This window comes from Mycobacterium sp. NGS56 (assembly GCF_059812425.1).
Genome location: NZ_JCALCQ010000010.1, coordinates 94948 through 110663 on the forward strand (window position 1 = coordinate 94948; position 15716 = coordinate 110663).

At 65.2% G+C, this 15716-nt stretch carries 19 protein-coding genes; 10 read left to right on the forward strand and 9 right to left on the reverse strand.

All coding sequences use genetic code 11. The annotated features are described in order from the left end of the window. The first annotated feature begins 98 nt into the window (after positions 1 to 98). On the forward strand, positions 99 to 338 hold the full coding sequence (locus tag AC5Y4F_RS20725; RefSeq protein ID WP_082947591.1) for a DUF2795 domain-containing protein: 240 nt from the start codon (positions 99 to 101) through the stop codon (positions 336 to 338). A gap of 144 nt (positions 339 to 482) precedes the next feature. On the opposite strand, the gene AC5Y4F_RS20730 is transcribed toward AC5Y4F_RS20725, so the two are convergent. The 5 genes from AC5Y4F_RS20730 to echA20 form a co-directional block, all read right to left on the reverse strand. After that, positions 483 to 611, reverse strand: a complete 129-nt coding sequence (locus AC5Y4F_RS20730) for a hypothetical protein (protein ID WP_255405009.1) — start codon at positions 609 to 611, stop codon at positions 483 to 485. A 191-nt stretch (positions 612 to 802) separates the two neighbouring features. Next, the gene (ipdC, locus tag AC5Y4F_RS20735; RefSeq protein WP_067934064.1) at positions 803 to 1876 is read right to left on the reverse strand and encodes a (3aS,4S,5R,7aS)-5-hydroxy-7a-methyl-1-oxo-octahydro-1H-indene-4-carboxyl-CoA dehydrogenase; all 1074 of its coding nucleotides are present in this window, start codon (positions 1874 to 1876) and stop codon (positions 803 to 805) included. Then, positions 1876 to 2628 (reverse strand): cholesterol ring-cleaving hydrolase subunit IpdB, encoded by a 753-nt coding sequence (gene ipdB / locus AC5Y4F_RS20740; protein WP_499998235.1) that lies wholly within the window; start codon positions 2626 to 2628, stop codon positions 1876 to 1878. The genes ipdC and ipdB overlap by 1 nt, the downstream gene beginning before the upstream one ends. Next, the gene (gene ipdA, locus AC5Y4F_RS20745; protein ID WP_067934060.1) at positions 2625 to 3509 is read right to left on the reverse strand and encodes a cholesterol ring-cleaving hydrolase subunit IpdA; all 885 of its coding nucleotides are present in this window, start codon (positions 3507 to 3509) and stop codon (positions 2625 to 2627) included. Before ipdA ends, ipdB begins: the two co-directional genes overlap by 4 nt. 47 nt (positions 3510 to 3556) lie before the next feature. After that, on the reverse strand, positions 3557 to 4315 hold the full coding sequence (gene echA20, locus AC5Y4F_RS20750) for a (7aS)-7a-methyl-1,5-dioxo-2,3,5,6,7,7a-hexahydro-1H-indene-carboxyl-CoA hydrolase (protein WP_067934058.1): 759 nt from the start codon (positions 4313 to 4315) through the stop codon (positions 3557 to 3559). A gap of 96 nt (positions 4316 to 4411) precedes the next feature. Here echA20 and AC5Y4F_RS20755 point away from each other — a divergent pair, with 96 nt between their 5' ends. Together AC5Y4F_RS20755 and AC5Y4F_RS20760 are read left to right on the forward strand one after the other, a co-directional pair. Continuing rightward, positions 4412 to 5170 (forward strand): SDR family oxidoreductase, encoded by a 759-nt coding sequence (locus AC5Y4F_RS20755; RefSeq protein WP_499998339.1) that lies wholly within the window; start codon positions 4412 to 4414, stop codon positions 5168 to 5170. Positions 5171 to 5186: 16 nt separating this feature from the next. Beyond that, on the forward strand, positions 5187 to 6092 hold the full coding sequence (locus tag AC5Y4F_RS20760) for an SDR family oxidoreductase (protein WP_499998239.1): 906 nt from the start codon (positions 5187 to 5189) through the stop codon (positions 6090 to 6092). On the opposite strand, the gene AC5Y4F_RS20765 is transcribed toward AC5Y4F_RS20760, so the two are convergent. Genes AC5Y4F_RS20765 through AC5Y4F_RS20780 form a run of 4 tightly spaced genes read right to left on the reverse strand, consistent with a single transcriptional unit; the run spans position 6089 to position 8616 of the window. Further along, positions 6089 to 6541, reverse strand: coding sequence for a nitroreductase family deazaflavin-dependent oxidoreductase (locus tag AC5Y4F_RS20765; protein WP_499998241.1), 453 nt, complete (start codon positions 6539 to 6541; stop codon positions 6089 to 6091). The two genes, AC5Y4F_RS20760 and AC5Y4F_RS20765, sit on opposite strands and share 4 nt — an antisense overlap. 39 nt (positions 6542 to 6580) lie before the next feature. Further along, on the reverse strand, positions 6581 to 7033 hold the full coding sequence (locus tag AC5Y4F_RS20770) for a nitroreductase family deazaflavin-dependent oxidoreductase (RefSeq protein ID WP_067934053.1): 453 nt from the start codon (positions 7031 to 7033) through the stop codon (positions 6581 to 6583). Positions 7034 to 7042: 9 nt separating this feature from the next. After that, positions 7043 to 7432: a DUF8021 domain-containing protein gene (locus AC5Y4F_RS20775; RefSeq protein ID WP_499998243.1), complete on the reverse strand. Its 390-nt coding sequence runs from the start codon at positions 7430 to 7432 to the stop codon at positions 7043 to 7045. Between the two features lie 20 nt (positions 7433 to 7452). Continuing rightward, positions 7453 to 8616, reverse strand: a complete 1164-nt coding sequence (locus AC5Y4F_RS20780; protein ID WP_067934049.1) for a steroid 3-ketoacyl-CoA thiolase — start codon at positions 8614 to 8616, stop codon at positions 7453 to 7455. Between the two features lie 132 nt (positions 8617 to 8748). Between AC5Y4F_RS20780 and AC5Y4F_RS20785 the strand changes: the two genes are divergently transcribed. From AC5Y4F_RS20785 to AC5Y4F_RS20815, 7 genes are all read left to right on the forward strand, one after another. Continuing rightward, a complete protein-coding gene (locus tag AC5Y4F_RS20785) occupies positions 8749 to 9999 on the forward strand; it encodes a cytochrome P450 (protein WP_499998245.1) in 1251 nt (416 codons plus the stop codon). Beyond that, on the forward strand, positions 9999 to 11042 hold the full coding sequence (locus AC5Y4F_RS20790; protein ID WP_499998247.1) for an acyl-CoA dehydrogenase family protein: 1044 nt from the start codon (positions 9999 to 10001) through the stop codon (positions 11040 to 11042). Before AC5Y4F_RS20785 ends, AC5Y4F_RS20790 begins: the two co-directional genes overlap by 1 nt. Next, positions 11033 to 12196 (forward strand): acyl-CoA dehydrogenase FadE29, encoded by a 1164-nt coding sequence (fadE29, locus tag AC5Y4F_RS20795; RefSeq protein ID WP_499998249.1) that lies wholly within the window; start codon positions 11033 to 11035, stop codon positions 12194 to 12196. Before AC5Y4F_RS20790 ends, fadE29 begins: the two co-directional genes overlap by 10 nt. Beyond that, the gene (locus tag AC5Y4F_RS20800; RefSeq protein WP_067934042.1) at positions 12193 to 13155 is read left to right on the forward strand and encodes a bifunctional MaoC family dehydratase N-terminal/OB-fold nucleic acid binding domain-containing protein; all 963 of its coding nucleotides are present in this window, start codon (positions 12193 to 12195) and stop codon (positions 13153 to 13155) included. Before fadE29 ends, AC5Y4F_RS20800 begins: the two co-directional genes overlap by 4 nt. Beyond that, a complete protein-coding gene (locus AC5Y4F_RS20805) occupies positions 13152 to 13553 on the forward strand; it encodes a MaoC family dehydratase (protein ID WP_067934040.1) in 402 nt (133 codons plus the stop codon). Before AC5Y4F_RS20800 ends, AC5Y4F_RS20805 begins: the two co-directional genes overlap by 4 nt. After that, positions 13553 to 14722, forward strand: coding sequence for a 17-hydroxy-3-oxo-4-pregnene-20-carboxyl-CoA lyase (ltp2, locus tag AC5Y4F_RS20810; protein WP_067934039.1), 1170 nt, complete (start codon positions 13553 to 13555; stop codon positions 14720 to 14722). The genes AC5Y4F_RS20805 and ltp2 overlap by 1 nt, the downstream gene beginning before the upstream one ends. Before the next feature lie 138 nt (positions 14723 to 14860). Then, on the forward strand, positions 14861 to 15706 hold the full coding sequence (locus AC5Y4F_RS20815; RefSeq protein WP_067934141.1) for an endonuclease domain-containing protein: 846 nt from the start codon (positions 14861 to 14863) through the stop codon (positions 15704 to 15706). Positions 15707 to 15716: the final 10 nt, after the last annotated feature.

A 15716-nucleotide genomic window follows, 5' to 3' on the forward strand; every position in this document is an offset into this window, starting at 1 on the left:
ACCACCCCTTGCAGTGACGCGACCAACACAGCACTCGTCGTTTAGTCGGCATTGCACCGGGCATCCGGCCCCCGAACACGGAAGGAACCCCTACAGCGATGGTTTTACCAACAGAAGAAAAACCCGAAGCGATAACCGAATCGACTACCGAGCGCCAGCTTCGCAGGTGCCTCGAAGGTGTCCGATTTCCAGCCAGCAAGGATGATCTACTGGTTGCCGCGCTCAGCGACCGGTGTGATGAGCAAGCCGCCGACTCCCTGCGCACCATTCCGTCGATAACCTACGCCAACGCCTCTCAAGTCCTCGCACAAACCAGCGTTCGAATAACACAGTGCTGAGGAATGAAAACTGAAGAGTAACGGCACTCATTAATGGGCATTTCGAGTCGGCAACAAAGATCTCCAGCCGTTTTACGCAATATTCCACACGTGTCAAAAGACGGCGATAGCATCGGTTAGCCGGCGACAGTTAGCCTGCCGCCGTCAGTTCACCATCAGAAAGGTGTGACCGATGAGGACGAAGAGCACCAAGAAGATACTGAAAGCTATTGCAGCGGCCGCAGTGCTGACGGGTGTGGCGATGGGGTCGTCGGGCTGCATAACGATCGACATTCCCCGGGCTCCTGTCTTCGCAAATTAGTGGCGCGCCAAATCGCACTTGACCACCAATCACACGGAATCCGCCGCGGTTGATTGACTGTCGGCTGATCAGGGCGTTGCCGCTGGTTGGTCACCGCTCTGACCACGACAGGTTTCCGCGGCGCTGAGGTCGCCGAAGATTGGCCGCCGACGCGATCCGGCGGCTACGCCCCCTCGATCAGTCCGGATGCCGCCTGCAGGTGCTTGACCGCGTCGCGCACGACGGTCTCGATCAGCTCGGCGCACGACGGCAGGTCCTCGAGAATGCCGGCTACCTGTCCGGAAGCCAGCACGCCGGCCTCGGTGTTGCCGTCAACCAAGCCGGCCTTCAACAGCATTGGCGTGTTGGCCGCCATGACCACCTGCGACCACGTCAGTTCTTTGCCGCGGCGCATCGCCAGGCCGTCGCTGATCATCGACCGCCAGGTCATCTGCGACATGTGCTTGAACTTGGCGGCATTGCGCACGGCCGCGGTGAGGCCACGCACCGGCGAACCGCCTTCCAGCTTCTCGACCAGGCCGGTGCGCAGCACCCGGTGCGGCATGCCGTCCACACGGGTCGTGACGACCGTGCCGTCCAACGCCGACTCGAGGTAGCGGCGTTTCACCGCATCGGGCACGGTCGAATCCGAGGTGAGCAGGAAGCGAGTGCCCATCGCCACGCCGGCGGCACCGTAACTCAATGCGGCCGCAAGGCCGCGACCATCGAAGAAACCACCGGCGGCGATCACCGGAATCCCGCTGCCCTGCACGGCATCCAGGACCGAGGGCAAAAGCAAGGTCGTGGCGACGGGGCCGGTGTGGCCACCGCCCTCGCCGCCCTGCACAATCATCGCGTCGGCGCCCCAGCCGACCACCTTGCGGGCGTGCTTGGCCGCGCCGATCGACGGAATCACCACTGCACCAGCATCTTTCAGCTGGGCGATGAGTTCCTGCTTAGGGGCCAGGGCGAAGGACGCCACCTTGACGCCTTCGCGGATCATCAGGTCGACGCGGTCGCCGGCGTCGGCGGCATCGGCGCGGATGTTCACACCGAACGGTTTGTCGGTGGCGGACTTGACCTTGCCGATGGCCGTCGCCAGTTCGTCCAGCGTCATGGTGGCCGAGGCCAGGATGCCCAGTCCACCGGCGTTGGCGGTGGCCGACACCAGCCGAGCGCCGGCCACCCAGCCCATGCCGGTTTGAACCACCGGGTGCTCGACACCGACCAGCTCGGTCAGCGGCGTGCGCAGCTTCATCAACGGATCTCTCTGTCGCGCAGCGCCTTCGGGTCGATGACCTCGCGGATCAGGCGCAGCTCGTCGTCGGTCGGGAGTCTGGTTTCCGCGGCGCCGTCCAGGCCGTGGACCTCGAACGAGGTGTTCTCGGCGACCTCGCCGGCAGTGACGCCGGGATGCAGGGACACCGCCCGCATGGTGTGCCCGGGCCCGCCGAAGTCGAACACGCCGAGGTTGGACACCACCCGATACGTGTTGGCGAAGCGGAACGCCGGGTTGTCGGGGTCGACGTTGTCCCAGCCTACCCCGCAGACGATGTCGACCTTTTCGCAGAACACCCGCTTGGAATGGTTGCCCACCCAGTAGCTGGTCGCGTGGTTGATGGCATTGCCGGGCGCGCCGCGGACACCGAACATCTGGCGTTTGGGCTGCCGCAACGGACCCAGAGCCGAGATGTTCTGATTGCCAAAGCGGTCAACCTGATTGGCGCCCATCACCACGTGCCGCCGGCCCCAGGCCAGGGTTTCGAAGACCCGGCCGAACGGCATCCAGCCCTCGACGGGTGCGGACACGCCCAGGGCGGGGGTCTCGGCCAGCAGCTGGGCCTCGCCGTCGGTCAGCAGGATGTCCGGCGAGAAGGTCAAGCGGGCCAATCGAGCCCCGACCGAGGCCATGTTCGTCATCGGGCTGACCATGATCTCGCCGGCGTCCCTGAACAATTCGGCGCAGGCGACCGCGCAGATTTCGGGTCGCGTGATCGCGTCGCCGCTCATGACGAGGCCTCCTCTTTGAAAGCGCGCACGGCCGCCTGATAGTCCTCTTCGCTGCCCGACAGGTAGGTTTGCGCGAACTTCCGCCAACCCTCGTCCGTCGAGGCGGCCTCGGCGTAGTGCCGCTGGAACTTCTCGTCGCGGCCGTAATCCGGTGCGGCGGTGGTGAAGTGGGCACCGCCCGGTGCCTCAACCACGTGGTCGACCATCATGCGGTTCACCAGCAGCGCCTGCGGGGGAACCGCCTTGACCAGCTCTTGGGTGGACACGACGCGTTCCACCGACAAAAAGCGGTCTTCGGCGGCCATCAGGAACAGATCGTCGAAGTACGGGTCGATTCCGGTGTAGGCCGCATTGCCCTGCGCATCACCGAGATTGAGGTGAGCGAATGCGGCGTCCAGGCGCAGTGCCGGCATTGCGATCAGGGTCTCGTGCCCGCCGCCGGGTGCCGGATACGGGCTGGTCACCGTCTGCAGTTCGCCCTCCCAGAAGTCCGGTACCGAGCTGCCCAGCCCGGCCCGGATCGGCAGGAACGGCAGGCGCTGCGCGGCGGCCTGCAGTCCGCAGCGCAGCATGCCTTCATCCATCTCCCGCGCCTCGATCGCGCCACTGGCACGGGATTTGGCGAACCAGGGGTCGTAGAAGGGCGGGGAGTCCAGCGAAACGAATCCGTAGTAGACCCGCTTGACCTTGCCGGCCGAGCACAGCAGGCCCAGGTCCGGCCCGCCGTAGGTGACGACGGTCAGGTCGGTGATGTCGGTGCGCAGCAACGCACGCACGAAAGCCATCGGCTTGCGCCGCGATCCCCATCCGCCGATACCGATCGTCATGCCGCTACGCAATTGTGCGACGGCCTCGGCGAGGGTGGTTCTTTTGTCGGCCACTATTCGCCGCTCCTCCTCATCGCTTCGCTCTGCATCGTCGTGGGCGGCTAAGCCTTCTCGCCCTTCGTCGTACCGGCGAAGGCGTCGCGGTGCTCGTCGGACACTCCGGCCAGGTTGAGTTCGAACGTAAAGCCCTGCTCCATGCGGTAACTCGAGTTGACCCGTTGCACGTCGATCAAATTCAGCGCCTCTTTGGCCGCCCGAATGACACGGGTGTCCTTGGCGGCGATGTCGCGCGCGACCCGTAGGGCGGCCTCGTCGAGCTCGTCGCGCGGCACCACCTCGTGCACCGAACCGAAGTGGTGCAGGGTGGCGGCGTCCACGGTGGCGGCGGTGAAGAACAGCCGCCGCATCATGTGCTGGGGAACCAGGCGCGACAGGTGCGTCGCCGCGCCGAGCGCCCCGCGCTCCACTTCGGGCAGCCCGAAGGTGGCGTCGTCGGACGCCACGATCACATCGGAGTTGCCGACCAGCCCGATGCCGCCGCCGACGCAGAATCCGTTCACCGCGGCGACAACGGGGACCGCGCACTCGTAGACCGCGCGGAACGCGGCGAAGCAGCCGCGATTGGCGTCGATCAGGGCGGTGAATCCCTCGGTGCGCTGCATCTCCTTGATGTCGACCCCGGCGTTGAAGCCCCGGCCCTCGGCGCGCAGGATCACCACATGGGTCTTGGGATCTTGGCCGGCGGCGGTGATGGCATCGGCGAGTTCGAACCAGCCGCGCGACGGGATGGCGTTGACGGGCGGGAAGTCGACGGTGACCGCGACGATGCCCGGTTCGGTGACGGTGGATGTGATGGGCAAGGTGCCACTTCCTTGTGGGGGTAACTACCTAAGCAAGCACTTGCTTGGTACGCTAGCACAGTGACTCGCGCCGAAGCATGCCCCCCTTTTGAAGCCATCAACTTGGGGCTGGCCGGGCGGGTGGTTCTCGTCACCGGCGGTGTTCGCGGGGTCGGTTCCGGCGTCAGCTCCGTTTTCGCCGAGCAGGGCGCCACCGTCGTAACCTGTGCGCGGCGGTCGGTCGAGGGGTTGCCGTATGAGTTCCACTCCTGCGACGTCCGCGACGACGACGCTGTCAAGGGGTTGATCGACACCATCATCGAGCGGCACGGTCGGCTCGACATCGTCGTCAACAACGCCGGGGGGTCACCCTACGTGCTGACCGCGGAGTCCAGCGCCAAGTTCAACCGCAAGATCATCGAACTCAATCTGATTGGCGCGCTGTCGGTTTCGCAGCACGCAAATGCTCACATGCAAAGCCAGCAGCAGGGCGGATCGATCATCAACATCTGCAGCCTGTCCGGCCGCCGGCCCTCCCCGGGCACTGGCGCCTATGGGGCGGCCAAGGCCGGCCTGGAAAGCCTCACGCAGACGCTTGCCGTGGAGTGGGGCCCGAAGGTCCGGGTGAACTCTTGTGTGGTCGGCATGGTGGAGACCGAGCAGTCCGAACTGTTCTACGGCGACGCCGACTCCATCGCCGCGATCTCGAAGAACGTGCCTCTCGGCCGGCTGGCGAAGCCCGAAGATATCGGTTGGGCCGCAGCGTTTTTGGCGTCCGACTTGGCGTCCTACATCAGCGGGGCCTCGCTCGAGGTACACGGCGGCGGCGAGCCCCCGCACTATCTGTCCACCACGACCGCAAGCGCGGTCAAATAGAGGAGACAAGAAAACTATGGGAGTGGTTGACGGCCGCGTCGTCATCGTCACCGGAGCGGGCGGCGGTATCGGTCGCGCGCATGCGCTGGCCTTCGCCGAAGAAGGCGCGCGCGTGGTGGTCAACGACATCGGGGTGGGCCTGGACGGTTCACCGGCCGGCGGTGGCAGCGCCGCCCAGAGCGTGGTCGACGAAATCACCGCCGCCGGTGGCGAAGCCGTCGCCGACGGATCCGACGTCGCGGATTGGGGCCAGGCGGCGAGCCTGATCCAGACCGCGGTCGAGACCTTCGGCGGTCTGGACGTTTTGGTGAACAACGCCGGCATCGTGCGGGACCGGATGATGGCGAACACCAGCGAGGAGGAGTTCGACGCCGTGATCGCCGTGCATCTGAAGGGGCACTTCGCCATGATGCGCCACGCCGCGTCGTACTGGCGTGGGCTGTCCAAAGAGGGCAAAACCGTAGACGCCCGGCTCATCAACACCAGTTCGGGTGCCGGCCTGCAGGGCAGCGTGGGCCAGGGTAACTACAGCGCCGCCAAGGCCGGCATCGCGGCACTGACACTGGTCGCCGCGGCCGAGATGGGTCGCTACGGCGTCACCGTCAACGCCATCGCGCCTTCGGCCCGGACCCGTATGACCGAGACGGTGTTCGCCGAGATGATGGCGACGCAGGACCAAGACTTCGACGCCATGGCCCCGGAAAACGTTTCACCGCTGGTGGTTTGGCTGGGCAGCGCCGAATCTCGCGACGTCACCGGCAAGGTGTTCGAGGTCGAGGGAGGCAAGATCCGGGTCGCCGAGGGCTGGGCGCACGGCCCCGAGATCGACAAGGGCGCGCGGTGGGATCCCGCGGAGCTGGGGCGCGTCGTCGCCGATCTGCTTGCCAAGGCGCGCCGGCCGGTCCCCGTCTACGGCGCCTAGCGCGGTTCGCACACCACCAGCGGGATGACCCGGTCTGCGGCCTCGCGGTACTTGCGATAGGGCGGGTACATTCGCGTTAATCGGGGCCAATATCGTTCGCGCTCAGCGTCGGTCGCGTCGCGGGCGACCAAGTCCAGACGCTGGGCTCGGATCTGCAGCCGCACCTCGGGATTCTTTTTGAGGTTGAGATACCACAACGGGTGTTCGTCGCGCCCGCCGAAGGTCGCGGGCAGGATCACCCGTTCGCCGTCACGCAGGTAGAGCGTCGCGGTGGTTCGCGGCTCGCCGGACTTGCGTCCGGTGGTGGTGAGCAGGGCCGCCGGGAACCGCAGCAGCTTCGCCCCGACCTTGCCGTCGGTTCGTCGGTACACCCAGATATGGGCGCGCGCGAAATATCTGAGCAGCAGGGCAATCGGGCGTGAGTTGCGAATCCAGCGGCGGTCGGACATGGTGCCCAGATGATTCCCCCACCTGGACGAGTTGAAAACTCAGGGGTCGCAGATCACGATCGGGATGACGCGATCTGTCCAGGCCCGGTAGTCGTCGAAGGAGGGATACATGGCGTCCAACTTGGGCCAGTACTCGGCGCGTTCCGCCTCGGTGGCATCGCGGGCCTGCAGCTGCAGGACCTCATCCTTGATCTGCACGGAGACTTTGGGATTGGCCTTGAGGTTGAGGTACCAGAGCGGGTGTTTGTCGCTGCCTCCCCTGGATGCGACCAGGACCACCCGGTTTCCCTCGCGCAGGTAGAGCAACGGGCTCACCCGCGGTTCACCGGTCTTGCGGCCCGTGGTGGTGAGCAGAGCTACCGGAGCCTTCTGGAAGGTGCCTCCGAACTTTCCGTTGCTGCGCTTATAGATCCACGTGTTGCCCTTGGCCATCCATTTTATGAAGAAGCCTACCCAGGGGGCATTGAGTGAACGTGGCTTGGCCTTGGGCATGAGAGTTCCTTAGCGCTGAATGTACGGTTGGAAGCGAACTTCGATGTGGTGGATTTCGGCTCTCCCGCTTGAACTTTCGGCGGGGATCATGAAGGTCTCGTTGATACGTGCGGCGAGTTGCCGGCCGCCGAGCGCCGCCTTGGTCAGCACCTGGTACGCCGCGTGGACCTCATCACCGTCGATGCGGTAGTCCGGCGGTGTCGTGGCCGCGAGCAACCGATACTGGATTCCACGATTAAGGCTGCGTCGCAGGTGATTTCCGGAGAAACCGTTCTTGATTCCCTGCTCGGTGCGGGTGCAGTGCGCCGCGAACGGAACGGCATCACCGTCATGGCTGACCAACGCGTCGATGTAGGACTGCGCCGCGGCGATGCGGCTGTCGTCAGAGACGCTCACCAACAGGCCGAAACGATCGAACGCTAGATGCGTTCGATGATGGTGCCGGTCGACAGGGCGCCGCCCGCGCACATGGTGATCAGTGCGGTGGTCTGGTCGGTGCGTTCCAGCTCGTGCAGGGCGGTGGTGATCAGCCGGCTGCCGGTGCAGCCGACCGGGTGCCCCAGCGCGATGGCCCCGCCGTTGACGTTGACCTTGGCCATGTCCGGATCGTGCACACGTGCCCAGGACAGCACTACCGAGGCGAACGCCTCGTTGATCTCGGTGATGTCGATGTCGCCCATCTTCATCCCGGCCTTCTCCAGCACCTTGGCCGTCGACTGCACCGGCCCGTCCAGGTGGTAATACGGCTCGGCCCCGACCAGTGCCTGGCTGACGATGCGGGCCCGCGGCCGCAGGCCCAGCGCCTTGGCCTTGTCCTCGTCCATCCACAGCACGGCCGCCGCGCCGTCGGAGATCTGCGACGAGGTTCCCGCCGTGTGGATTCCGCCCTCGAGGACCGGCTTCAGCGCGGAGAGGCCCGACAGCGTGGTCTCGCGCAGGCCCTGGTCGCGGCTGATGGTGACGCGCTCGGCCGTGGGTTGCTTGTTCTCGTCGAGCGCCGGCGCCTCGATCGGGGAGATCTCACGATCGAAGCGGCCCTCTTCCCAGGCCTGCTTGGCCCTGGTCTGGGACGCCAAACCGAACTCGTCGATCTCCTCACGAGTGATGCCGCGCCGCTTGGCGATCCGCTCGGCCGCGGTGAACTGGTCAGGCAGGTCGATGTCCCACGACGCGGGACGCAGGATGCTGCGGTCCGGACCTGCGTTCGCGCCGAGCCCGACACGGCTCATCGCCTCGATTCCGCACGCGATGCCGACGTCGATGGCGCCTGCCGCGATCAGACCGGCGACCAGGCCGTTGGCCTGTTGGCCGCTGCCGCATTGGCAATCCACGGTCATGGCGCCGACGTGCTCCGGCAGCCCGGCCACCAGCCAGCTGACCCGGCTGATGTTGTTGGACTGCTCGCCGTACTGTGTCACGCAGCCGCCGATGACCTGTTCGACGTCACCGGCGTCGATTCCGGCCTTTTCGACCAGCGCCTTCTGGACCGCACCCAACAGCTCGGTGGCGTGCAGACCGGACAACCATCCGTTCCGCTTGCCGATGGGGCTACGAGTGGCTTCAACGATGACAGGGTTACCCATCCCGTCAGGCTAGAACACGTTTCATTACTCTGACAAGCGAGGATGGCGACCTGCCTTTTATCTGCGCAGGAGGCATGTTTTACTGGCACTAGAACACGTTGCAATTAGTGTTGTAAAAGGAGCGCACCCTACATGGCACCCCCCAACATTCCCGCCGACTTCGACTTCCTTGACCCCGACGTCAATCTTGCCGGGTTGCCCGTCGAGGAGCTGGCACAGCTGCGCAAGGCAGAGCCGATCCACTGGGTTGACATCCCGAACGGCGCGGGCGGGTTCGAGGACCACGGATATTGGATCGTCACCAAGCACGCTGACGTCAAGGAGGTGTCGAAGCGCAGCGACATCTTCTCGAGCTGGATGAACGGCGCCATCCCGACCTGGCCGCCGGAGATGAAGCGGGAGCAGGTCGAGCTGCAGCGCAGCGTCATGCTCAACATGGACGCGCCGCACCACACCCGGCTGCGCAAGATCATCTCGCGCGGGTTCACGCCGCGGGCAATCGGACGGCTGGAAGCCGAACTGGCCCAACGTGCCCAGAACATCGCCGAGACCGCCGCGAAAGAGGGCAGCGGTGACTTCGTCGAGCAGGTGTCGTGCGAGCTGCCCCTGCAAGCCATCGCGGGCCTGCTCGGCGTTCCCCAGGAGGACCGCGACAAGCTCTTCCGCTGGTCCAACGAGATGACCGGTGGCACCGACCCCGAGTACGCCACCGTCGATCCCGCGCAGTCGTCGATGGAACTGATCACGTACGCCATGGCCATGGCCGAGGAGCGTGGCAAGAACCCCACCGACGACATCGTCACCACCCTGATCCAGGCCGACATCGACGGCGAGAAGCTCTCCGATGACGAGTTCGGTTTCTTCGTAGTCATGCTGGCCGTGGCGGGCAACGAGACGACACGAAACTCGATCACGCACGGCATGATCGCCTTCGCCGACAACCCCGATCAATGGGAGCTCTTCAAGAGGGAACGCCCGGCGACCGCCGCGGACGAGATCATCCGGTGGGCCACTCCGGTTTCGGCCTTCCAGCGCACCGCCAACGAGGACACCGAGTTGGGCGGCGTGCAGATCAAAAAGGGTCAGCGGGTGGTGATGTCGTATAGGTCGGCCAACTTCGACGAAGAGGTCTTCGAAGACCCGCACACCTTCAACATCCTGCGCGACCCGAACCCGCACGTCGGGTTCGGCGGCACCGGCGCCCACTATTGCATCGGTGCGAACCTGGCCCGCATGACGATCAACCTGATCTTCAACGCGGTCGCCGATCACATGCCGAATCTCAAGCCGACTGGCGAACCCGAGCGGTTACGTTCGGGCTGGCTCAACGGCATCAAGCACTGGCAGGTCGACTACGCCGGCAATGCCGCGGTGACGTCCTGATGGACTTCGATCTCACTGCGACGCAACGGGCCGTCGCCGATGTGGTGACGTCGGTTTCCGAGCGTGAATTGAGCTGGGACGCATTGGTCGACGGCGGCGTGACGGCGCTACCCGTGCCCGAACGCCTTGGTGGCGACGGCGTGGGTCTGCTCGAGGTCGCCACCGTGCTGACCGAGATCGGCCGCCACGGCGCGATCACGCCGGCCCTGGCCACTCTGGGTTTCGGCGTGCTGCCACTGCTTGATTTTGCCTCCGGCGAGCAGCAGGACCGGTTCCTGGCAGGCGTCGCCAAGGGCGCCGTGCTGACCGCCGCCCTCAACGAGCCGGGCGCTGCGCTGCCGGACCGACCCTCGACCAGCTTCGCCAACGGCCGGCTGTCGGGCACCAAGGTCGGCGTCGGCTATGCCGGACAAGCGGATTGGATCATCGTCACGGCCGACAGCGCGGTTGTCGTCGTATCGCCGAAAGCCAACGGTGTCGACGTGGTTCGAACCCCGACCTCCAACGGCTCCGAGGAATACACGGTCACGTTCGCCGACGTCGCGGTAGCAGACCACGACGTTTTGCCGGGCACGACGGCTCCCCAAGTCAACCAGTTGGCGCTGGCCACCATCGGCGCCTACGCCGACGGGCTGGTGGCCGGAGCGCTGCGGCTGACCGCCGACTACGTGGCCAACCGCAAGCAGTTCGGCAAGCCTCTGTCGACATTCCAGACCGTGGCCGCCCAGCTCGCCGAGGTCTACATCGCCTCGCGCACCATCGATTTGGTGGCGAAATCGGTTGCCTGGGGACTGTTCGAAAGGGGTGGATCGGCCCCTCAAGTGCAAGACGACCTGGATATCCTCGGCTACTGGATCACATCGCAGGCGCCGCCGGCCATGCAGATCTGCCATCACCTGCACGGCGGGATGGGAATGGACATCACCTATCCGATGCACCGGTACTACTCCACGATCAAGGACCTGTCCCGGCTACTAGGCGGTTCTTCGCTACGCCTTGACCTCCTCGCAGGCCTCGATCTGGTGGGAGCGCAATGTTCATAGACCTGACTCCGGAGCAGCGTCAGCTGCAAGCGGAACTGCGGGAATACTTTTCGAACCTGATCTCGTCAGACGAGATGAAGGCCATGGAGGCCGACCGGCACAACGAGGCCTACCGCGCGGTGATCCGGCGAATGGGCCGGGACGGCAAGCTCGGCGTCGGATGGCCAAAGGAGTTCGGCGGGTTGGGGTTCGGCCCCATCGAGCAGTCGATCTTCGTCAACGAAGCGCACCGGGCCGACGTGCCGCTGCCCGCGGTGACATTGCAGACGGTCGGTCCGACCCTGCAGCAGTTCGGCAGCGATCTGCAGAAGAAGAAATTCTTGCCGGCCATCCTCGCCGGCGAGGTTCACTTCGCGATCGGCTACACCGAGCCCGAGGCCGGAACCGATCTCGCCTCCCTGCGCACGACTGCCGTGCGCCACGGCGACGAGTACATCGTCAACGGGCAGAAGATCTTCACCACCGGCGCCCACGACGCGGACTACATCTGGCTGGCCTGCCGTACCGACCCGGAAGCCGTGAAGCACAAGGGCATTTCGATCCTGATTGTCGACACGAAGGATCCCGGTTACTCCTGGACGCCGATCATCCTGTCCGACGGTGCCCACCACACCAACGCCACCTACTACAACGACGTACGGGTGCCCGCCGAGATGTTGGTCGGCGAGGAGAACGGCGGGTGGCGGCTGATCACCACCCAACTCAACAACGAGCGGGTCATGCTGGGCCCTGCCGGCCGCACCGCAGGCATCTACGACCGCGTGCAAGCGTGGGCCTCTAAACCGGGCAGTGACGGTGTCACGCCGATCGACCACCAGGACGTCAAGCGGGCGCTCGGTGAGATCCATGCGATGTGGCGAATCAACGAGCTGCTCAACTGGCAAGTAGCGGCCGCGGGTGAGGACATCAACGTGGCCGATGCCGCGTCGACGAAAGTCTTTGGCACGGAGCGCGTCCAGTACATCGGACGACTCGCCGAAGAGATCGTCGGCAGGTACGGCAACCCCGCCGATGCGGACACCGCCGACCTGCTCAACTGGCTGGATTCGCAGACCAAGCGCAACCTGGTCATCACTTTCGGTGGGGGCGTGAACGAGGTGATGCGCGAGATGATCGCCGCATCGGGTCTCAAGGTGCCGAGGGTGCCTCGATGACCGACATTCAGGACGCCATCGCAGAAATCACGGCCACCGTCGTCGCAAAGCCGCGGGACGCCCGGGATCCGGTGAACCAGCCGACGATCAACAACTGGGTCGAGGCGCTCGGCGACCGTAACCCGATCTACGTCGATGAGGCCGCCGCCAAGGCCGCCGGTCACCCCGGAATTGTCGCCCCGCCGGCGATGATTCAGGTGTGGACGATGTTCGGCCTGGCGGGCGAACGCCCGACCGACGACCCCATGGGCCCGATCATGCAGCTGTTCGACGAGGCCGGGTACATCGGGGTGGTCGCTACCAACTGCGAGCAGACTTACCACCGATACCTACGTCCGGGCGAGCAGGTCACCGTCACCTCCGAGATGCGCGACGTGGTCGGTCCCAAGCAGACCGGGCTCGGTGAGGGCTGGTTCATCAACCAGCACATCACATGGCGCGTCGGTGACGAGGTCGTCGCCGAGATGGCCTGGCGCATTTTGAAATTCAGGCCCCGAGAGGATTCCGGCGTCGTCGGATCCGTCCCGGATGACCTGGACGCCGAGGCCATGATGCGGCCCGCGGTGTCGCGCGACACGGCTTTCTTCTGGGAGGGTGTCAAAGCGCACGAGTTGCGCATCCAGCGTCTCGCCGACGGCACCCTGCAACACCCGCCGGTGCCGGCGGTGTGGCAGGACAAGGCCGCGCCCATCGACTACGCGGTGGCCAGCGGTCGGGGCACGGTGTTCAGCTTCGTGGTGCACCACGCGCCGAAGGTGCCCGGGCGCACGCTGCCGTTCGTGATCGCACTGGTCGAACTGGAAGAGGGCGTTCGTATGCTCGGCGAGCTACGCAACGTCGACCACGCCGAGATCAAGATCGGAATGCCGGTTCGCGCAACGTATATCGACTTCCCGGCCGGTGATTCCGGCCCGGAGTGGAGTCTGTACGCTTGGACACCCTTGGGGGACCAAGCATGAGCGCACCCGTCGTCGAAGTGGGCACCACCCTGCCCGAACTCAAGCTGCATGGCTCGCCCACGTTCATCATCTCAACAGCTTTGGCCACCAGGGACTTTCAGGATGTGCACCACGACCGGGACCTGGCTCAGGCCAAGGGGTCCAAGGACATCTTCGTCAACATCCTCACCGACACCGGCCTGGTGCAGCGCTACATCACCGACTGGGCGGGTCCGACGGCGCTGATCAAATCGATCGGGCTGCGGCTCGGTGTGCCGTGGTACGCCTATGACACCGTCACGTTCTCCGGCGAGGTGACCGCCGTCAAAGATGGTTTGATCACGGTGAAGGTGTTCGGCCGCAACAGCCTTGGCGACCACGTCATCGCGAACGTTACGCTGACGATCGGGGGCGTCTGATGTTGTCGGGTAAGGCCGCGATCGTCGGCATCGGCGCCACCGACTTCTCCAAGGACTCCGGCCGCAGCGAGCTGCGTCTGGCCGCCGAGGCGGTTCTTGATGCGTTGGGCGACGCCGGGCTCTCGCCGTCGGATGTGGACGGCCTGACGACGTTCACGATGGACACCAACAACGAGACCGCCGTCGCGCGTGCGGTCGGCATCGGTGACCTGAAGTTCTTCTCGCAGATCGGATACGGTGGCGGCGCCGCGTGCGCGACCGTCCAGCAGGCGGCGATCGCCGTGGCCACCGGTGTGGCCGACGTCGTCGTCGCATACCGGGCATTCAACGAGCGCTCGGGCATGCGGTTCGGTCAGGTGCAGACCCGGCTGGTGGGAAACGCCGGCGTGCAGGCTGATTCGACGGCGGCGGATAACTCCTTCTCTTACCCGCACGGGCTGTCCACGCCGGCCGCCCAAGTCGCGATGATTGCCCAGCGCTACATGCATCTGTCCGGTGCGACCAGCCGGGACTTCGGTGCGATTTCGGTGGCCGACCGCAAGCACGCGGCCAAGAATCCGAAGGCGTATTTCTACGAGAAGCCGATAACCATTGAGGATCACCAGAATTCGCGGTGGATCGCCGAGCCGCTGCGGCTGCTGGACTGCTGCCAGGAGACCGATGGGGCGGTCGCGATCGTGGTGACCTCGACGGAGCGCGCGAAGGACCTCAAGCAGCGTCCGGCGGTCATCGAGGCGGCCGCGCAGGGCTCCAGCCCCGACCAGTACACGATGGTCAGCTACTACCGGCCCGAGCTAGGCCTACCCGAGATGGGCGTGGTGGGCCAGCAGCTCTGGTCTCAATCCGGCCTCAAGCCGACCGACATCCAGACCGCCGTGCTCTACGACCACTTCACTCCCTTCACGTTGATTCAGCTGGAGGAGTTGGGATTCTGCGGCAAGGGCGAGGCGAAGGACTTCATCGCCGATGGCGCCATCGAGATTGGCGGGCGACTGCCCATCAACACCCACGGTGGTCAGCTCGGCGAGGCCTACATCCACGGCATGAACGGCATCGCCGAGGGTGTGCGCCAACTGCGGGGCACCTCGGTGAACCCGGTGCCCGACGTCGAGCACGTCCTCGTCACCGCTGGAACCGGCGTGCCGACCTCGGGCCTGATCCTGGGCTAGGGCTGCGCTCAGGGCAGCCCTTTTCGCCGAGTGTGCGGCCAGCCGCCCTTTCACGTTCGAGTGTGCGGCCAGCCGCACACTCGGTAGCGTGTGGACAGCCGAAGTGACGGCGGTGGCAGCGTCTGGGACGCTGCTCTGGTGCAAGAGCCGTTCATCGGCAGTGAGGCCATCGCTGCGGGGGCTTTGACGAAGACCCAACTCGATACGCGATGTCGACGACTGTTTCCCGACGTCTATGTGCAACGTGCTACTCAGGTTGGTACCGAGCTTCGAGCGAAGGCGGGGTGGCTATGGACGGGACGATTAGGCGTTGTCGCAGGGTTCGCCGCGGCTTGTTTACACGGCAGTAAGTGGGCCGATGATTTAGCTGTAGTCGAGTTGCTTCACGACAATCGGCGTACTCCCCCCGGGATACAGACTCACCGGGACCGCATCGAAGCGGACGAGATCGACGTGCTGGCGAGCATGCCAGTTACATCGCCGACGAGGACAGCGCTGGACCTCGGCTGCTGGTATCCGATTAAAACTGCCGTGGCAGGCATCGATTCATTGGCGGCGGCGACGGAAATTAAGGCCGCTGATGTCGAGCTGCTCGCCCGCCGGTACGCGGGACGACGCGGAATCGCGCGAGCACGACAAGCATTCGACTTGTTCGATGCAGGCGCGCAGTCCCCGAAAGAGTCGTGGCTCCGCGTCGTTTTGATCCAAGCAGGCCTGCCGCGACCGCAAACACAGATTCCGGTGTTCAACGAATTCGACAGTGCGATCGCTTATCTGGACATGGGTTGGGAGGACGTCAAGGTAGCCGTTGAGTACGACGGCGAACAGCACCGCAGGGATCGCCGGCAGTACACCTGGGACGTCCGTCGCCTGGAGAGGCTTGAGCGTCTCGGCTGGATCATCATCCGGGTGGTGGCAGGCGACCGGCCCGTAGAGATCGTCGAACGTGTTCGGACGGCGTTGGCCCGGCGAGTGTGCGCCTAGCCGCACAGTC

What these genes read in the sequence shown, in the direction of transcription:
- AC5Y4F_RS20765 (WP_499998241.1), bottom strand. Translation starts at nt 6,541, where the DNA reads ATGTCCGACCGCCGCTGGATTCGCAACTCACGCCCGATTGCCCTGCTG.
- ipdC (WP_067934064.1), bottom strand. Translation starts at nt 1,876, where the DNA reads ATGAAGCTGCGCACGCCGCTGACCGAGCTGGTCGGTGTCGAGCACCCG.
- AC5Y4F_RS20725 (WP_082947591.1), top strand. Translation starts at nt 99, where the DNA reads ATGGTTTTACCAACAGAAGAAAAACCCGAAGCGATAACCGAATCGACT.
- AC5Y4F_RS20790 (WP_499998247.1), top strand. Translation starts at nt 9,999, where the DNA reads ATGGACTTCGATCTCACTGCGACGCAACGGGCCGTCGCCGATGTGGTG.
- ltp2 (WP_067934039.1), top strand. Translation starts at nt 13,553, where the DNA reads ATGTTGTCGGGTAAGGCCGCGATCGTCGGCATCGGCGCCACCGACTTC.
- AC5Y4F_RS20730 (WP_255405009.1), bottom strand. Translation starts at nt 611, where the DNA reads ATGTCGATCGTTATGCAGCCCGACGACCCCATCGCCACACCCGTCAGC.
- AC5Y4F_RS20800 (WP_067934042.1), top strand. Translation starts at nt 12,193, where the DNA reads ATGACCGACATTCAGGACGCCATCGCAGAAATCACGGCCACCGTCGTC.
- AC5Y4F_RS20770 (WP_067934053.1), bottom strand. Translation starts at nt 7,033, where the DNA reads ATGCCCAAGGCCAAGCCACGTTCACTCAATGCCCCCTGGGTAGGCTTC.
- AC5Y4F_RS20780 (WP_067934049.1), bottom strand. Translation starts at nt 8,616, where the DNA reads ATGGGTAACCCTGTCATCGTTGAAGCCACTCGTAGCCCCATCGGCAAG.
- ipdB (WP_499998235.1), bottom strand. Translation starts at nt 2,628, where the DNA reads ATGAGCGGCGACGCGATCACGCGACCCGAAATCTGCGCGGTCGCCTGC.
- AC5Y4F_RS20760 (WP_499998239.1), top strand. Translation starts at nt 5,187, where the DNA reads ATGGGAGTGGTTGACGGCCGCGTCGTCATCGTCACCGGAGCGGGCGGC.
- AC5Y4F_RS20805 (WP_067934040.1), top strand. Translation starts at nt 13,152, where the DNA reads ATGAGCGCACCCGTCGTCGAAGTGGGCACCACCCTGCCCGAACTCAAG.
- fadE29 (WP_499998249.1), top strand. Translation starts at nt 11,033, where the DNA reads ATGTTCATAGACCTGACTCCGGAGCAGCGTCAGCTGCAAGCGGAACTG.
- AC5Y4F_RS20785 (WP_499998245.1), top strand. Translation starts at nt 8,749, where the DNA reads ATGGCACCCCCCAACATTCCCGCCGACTTCGACTTCCTTGACCCCGAC.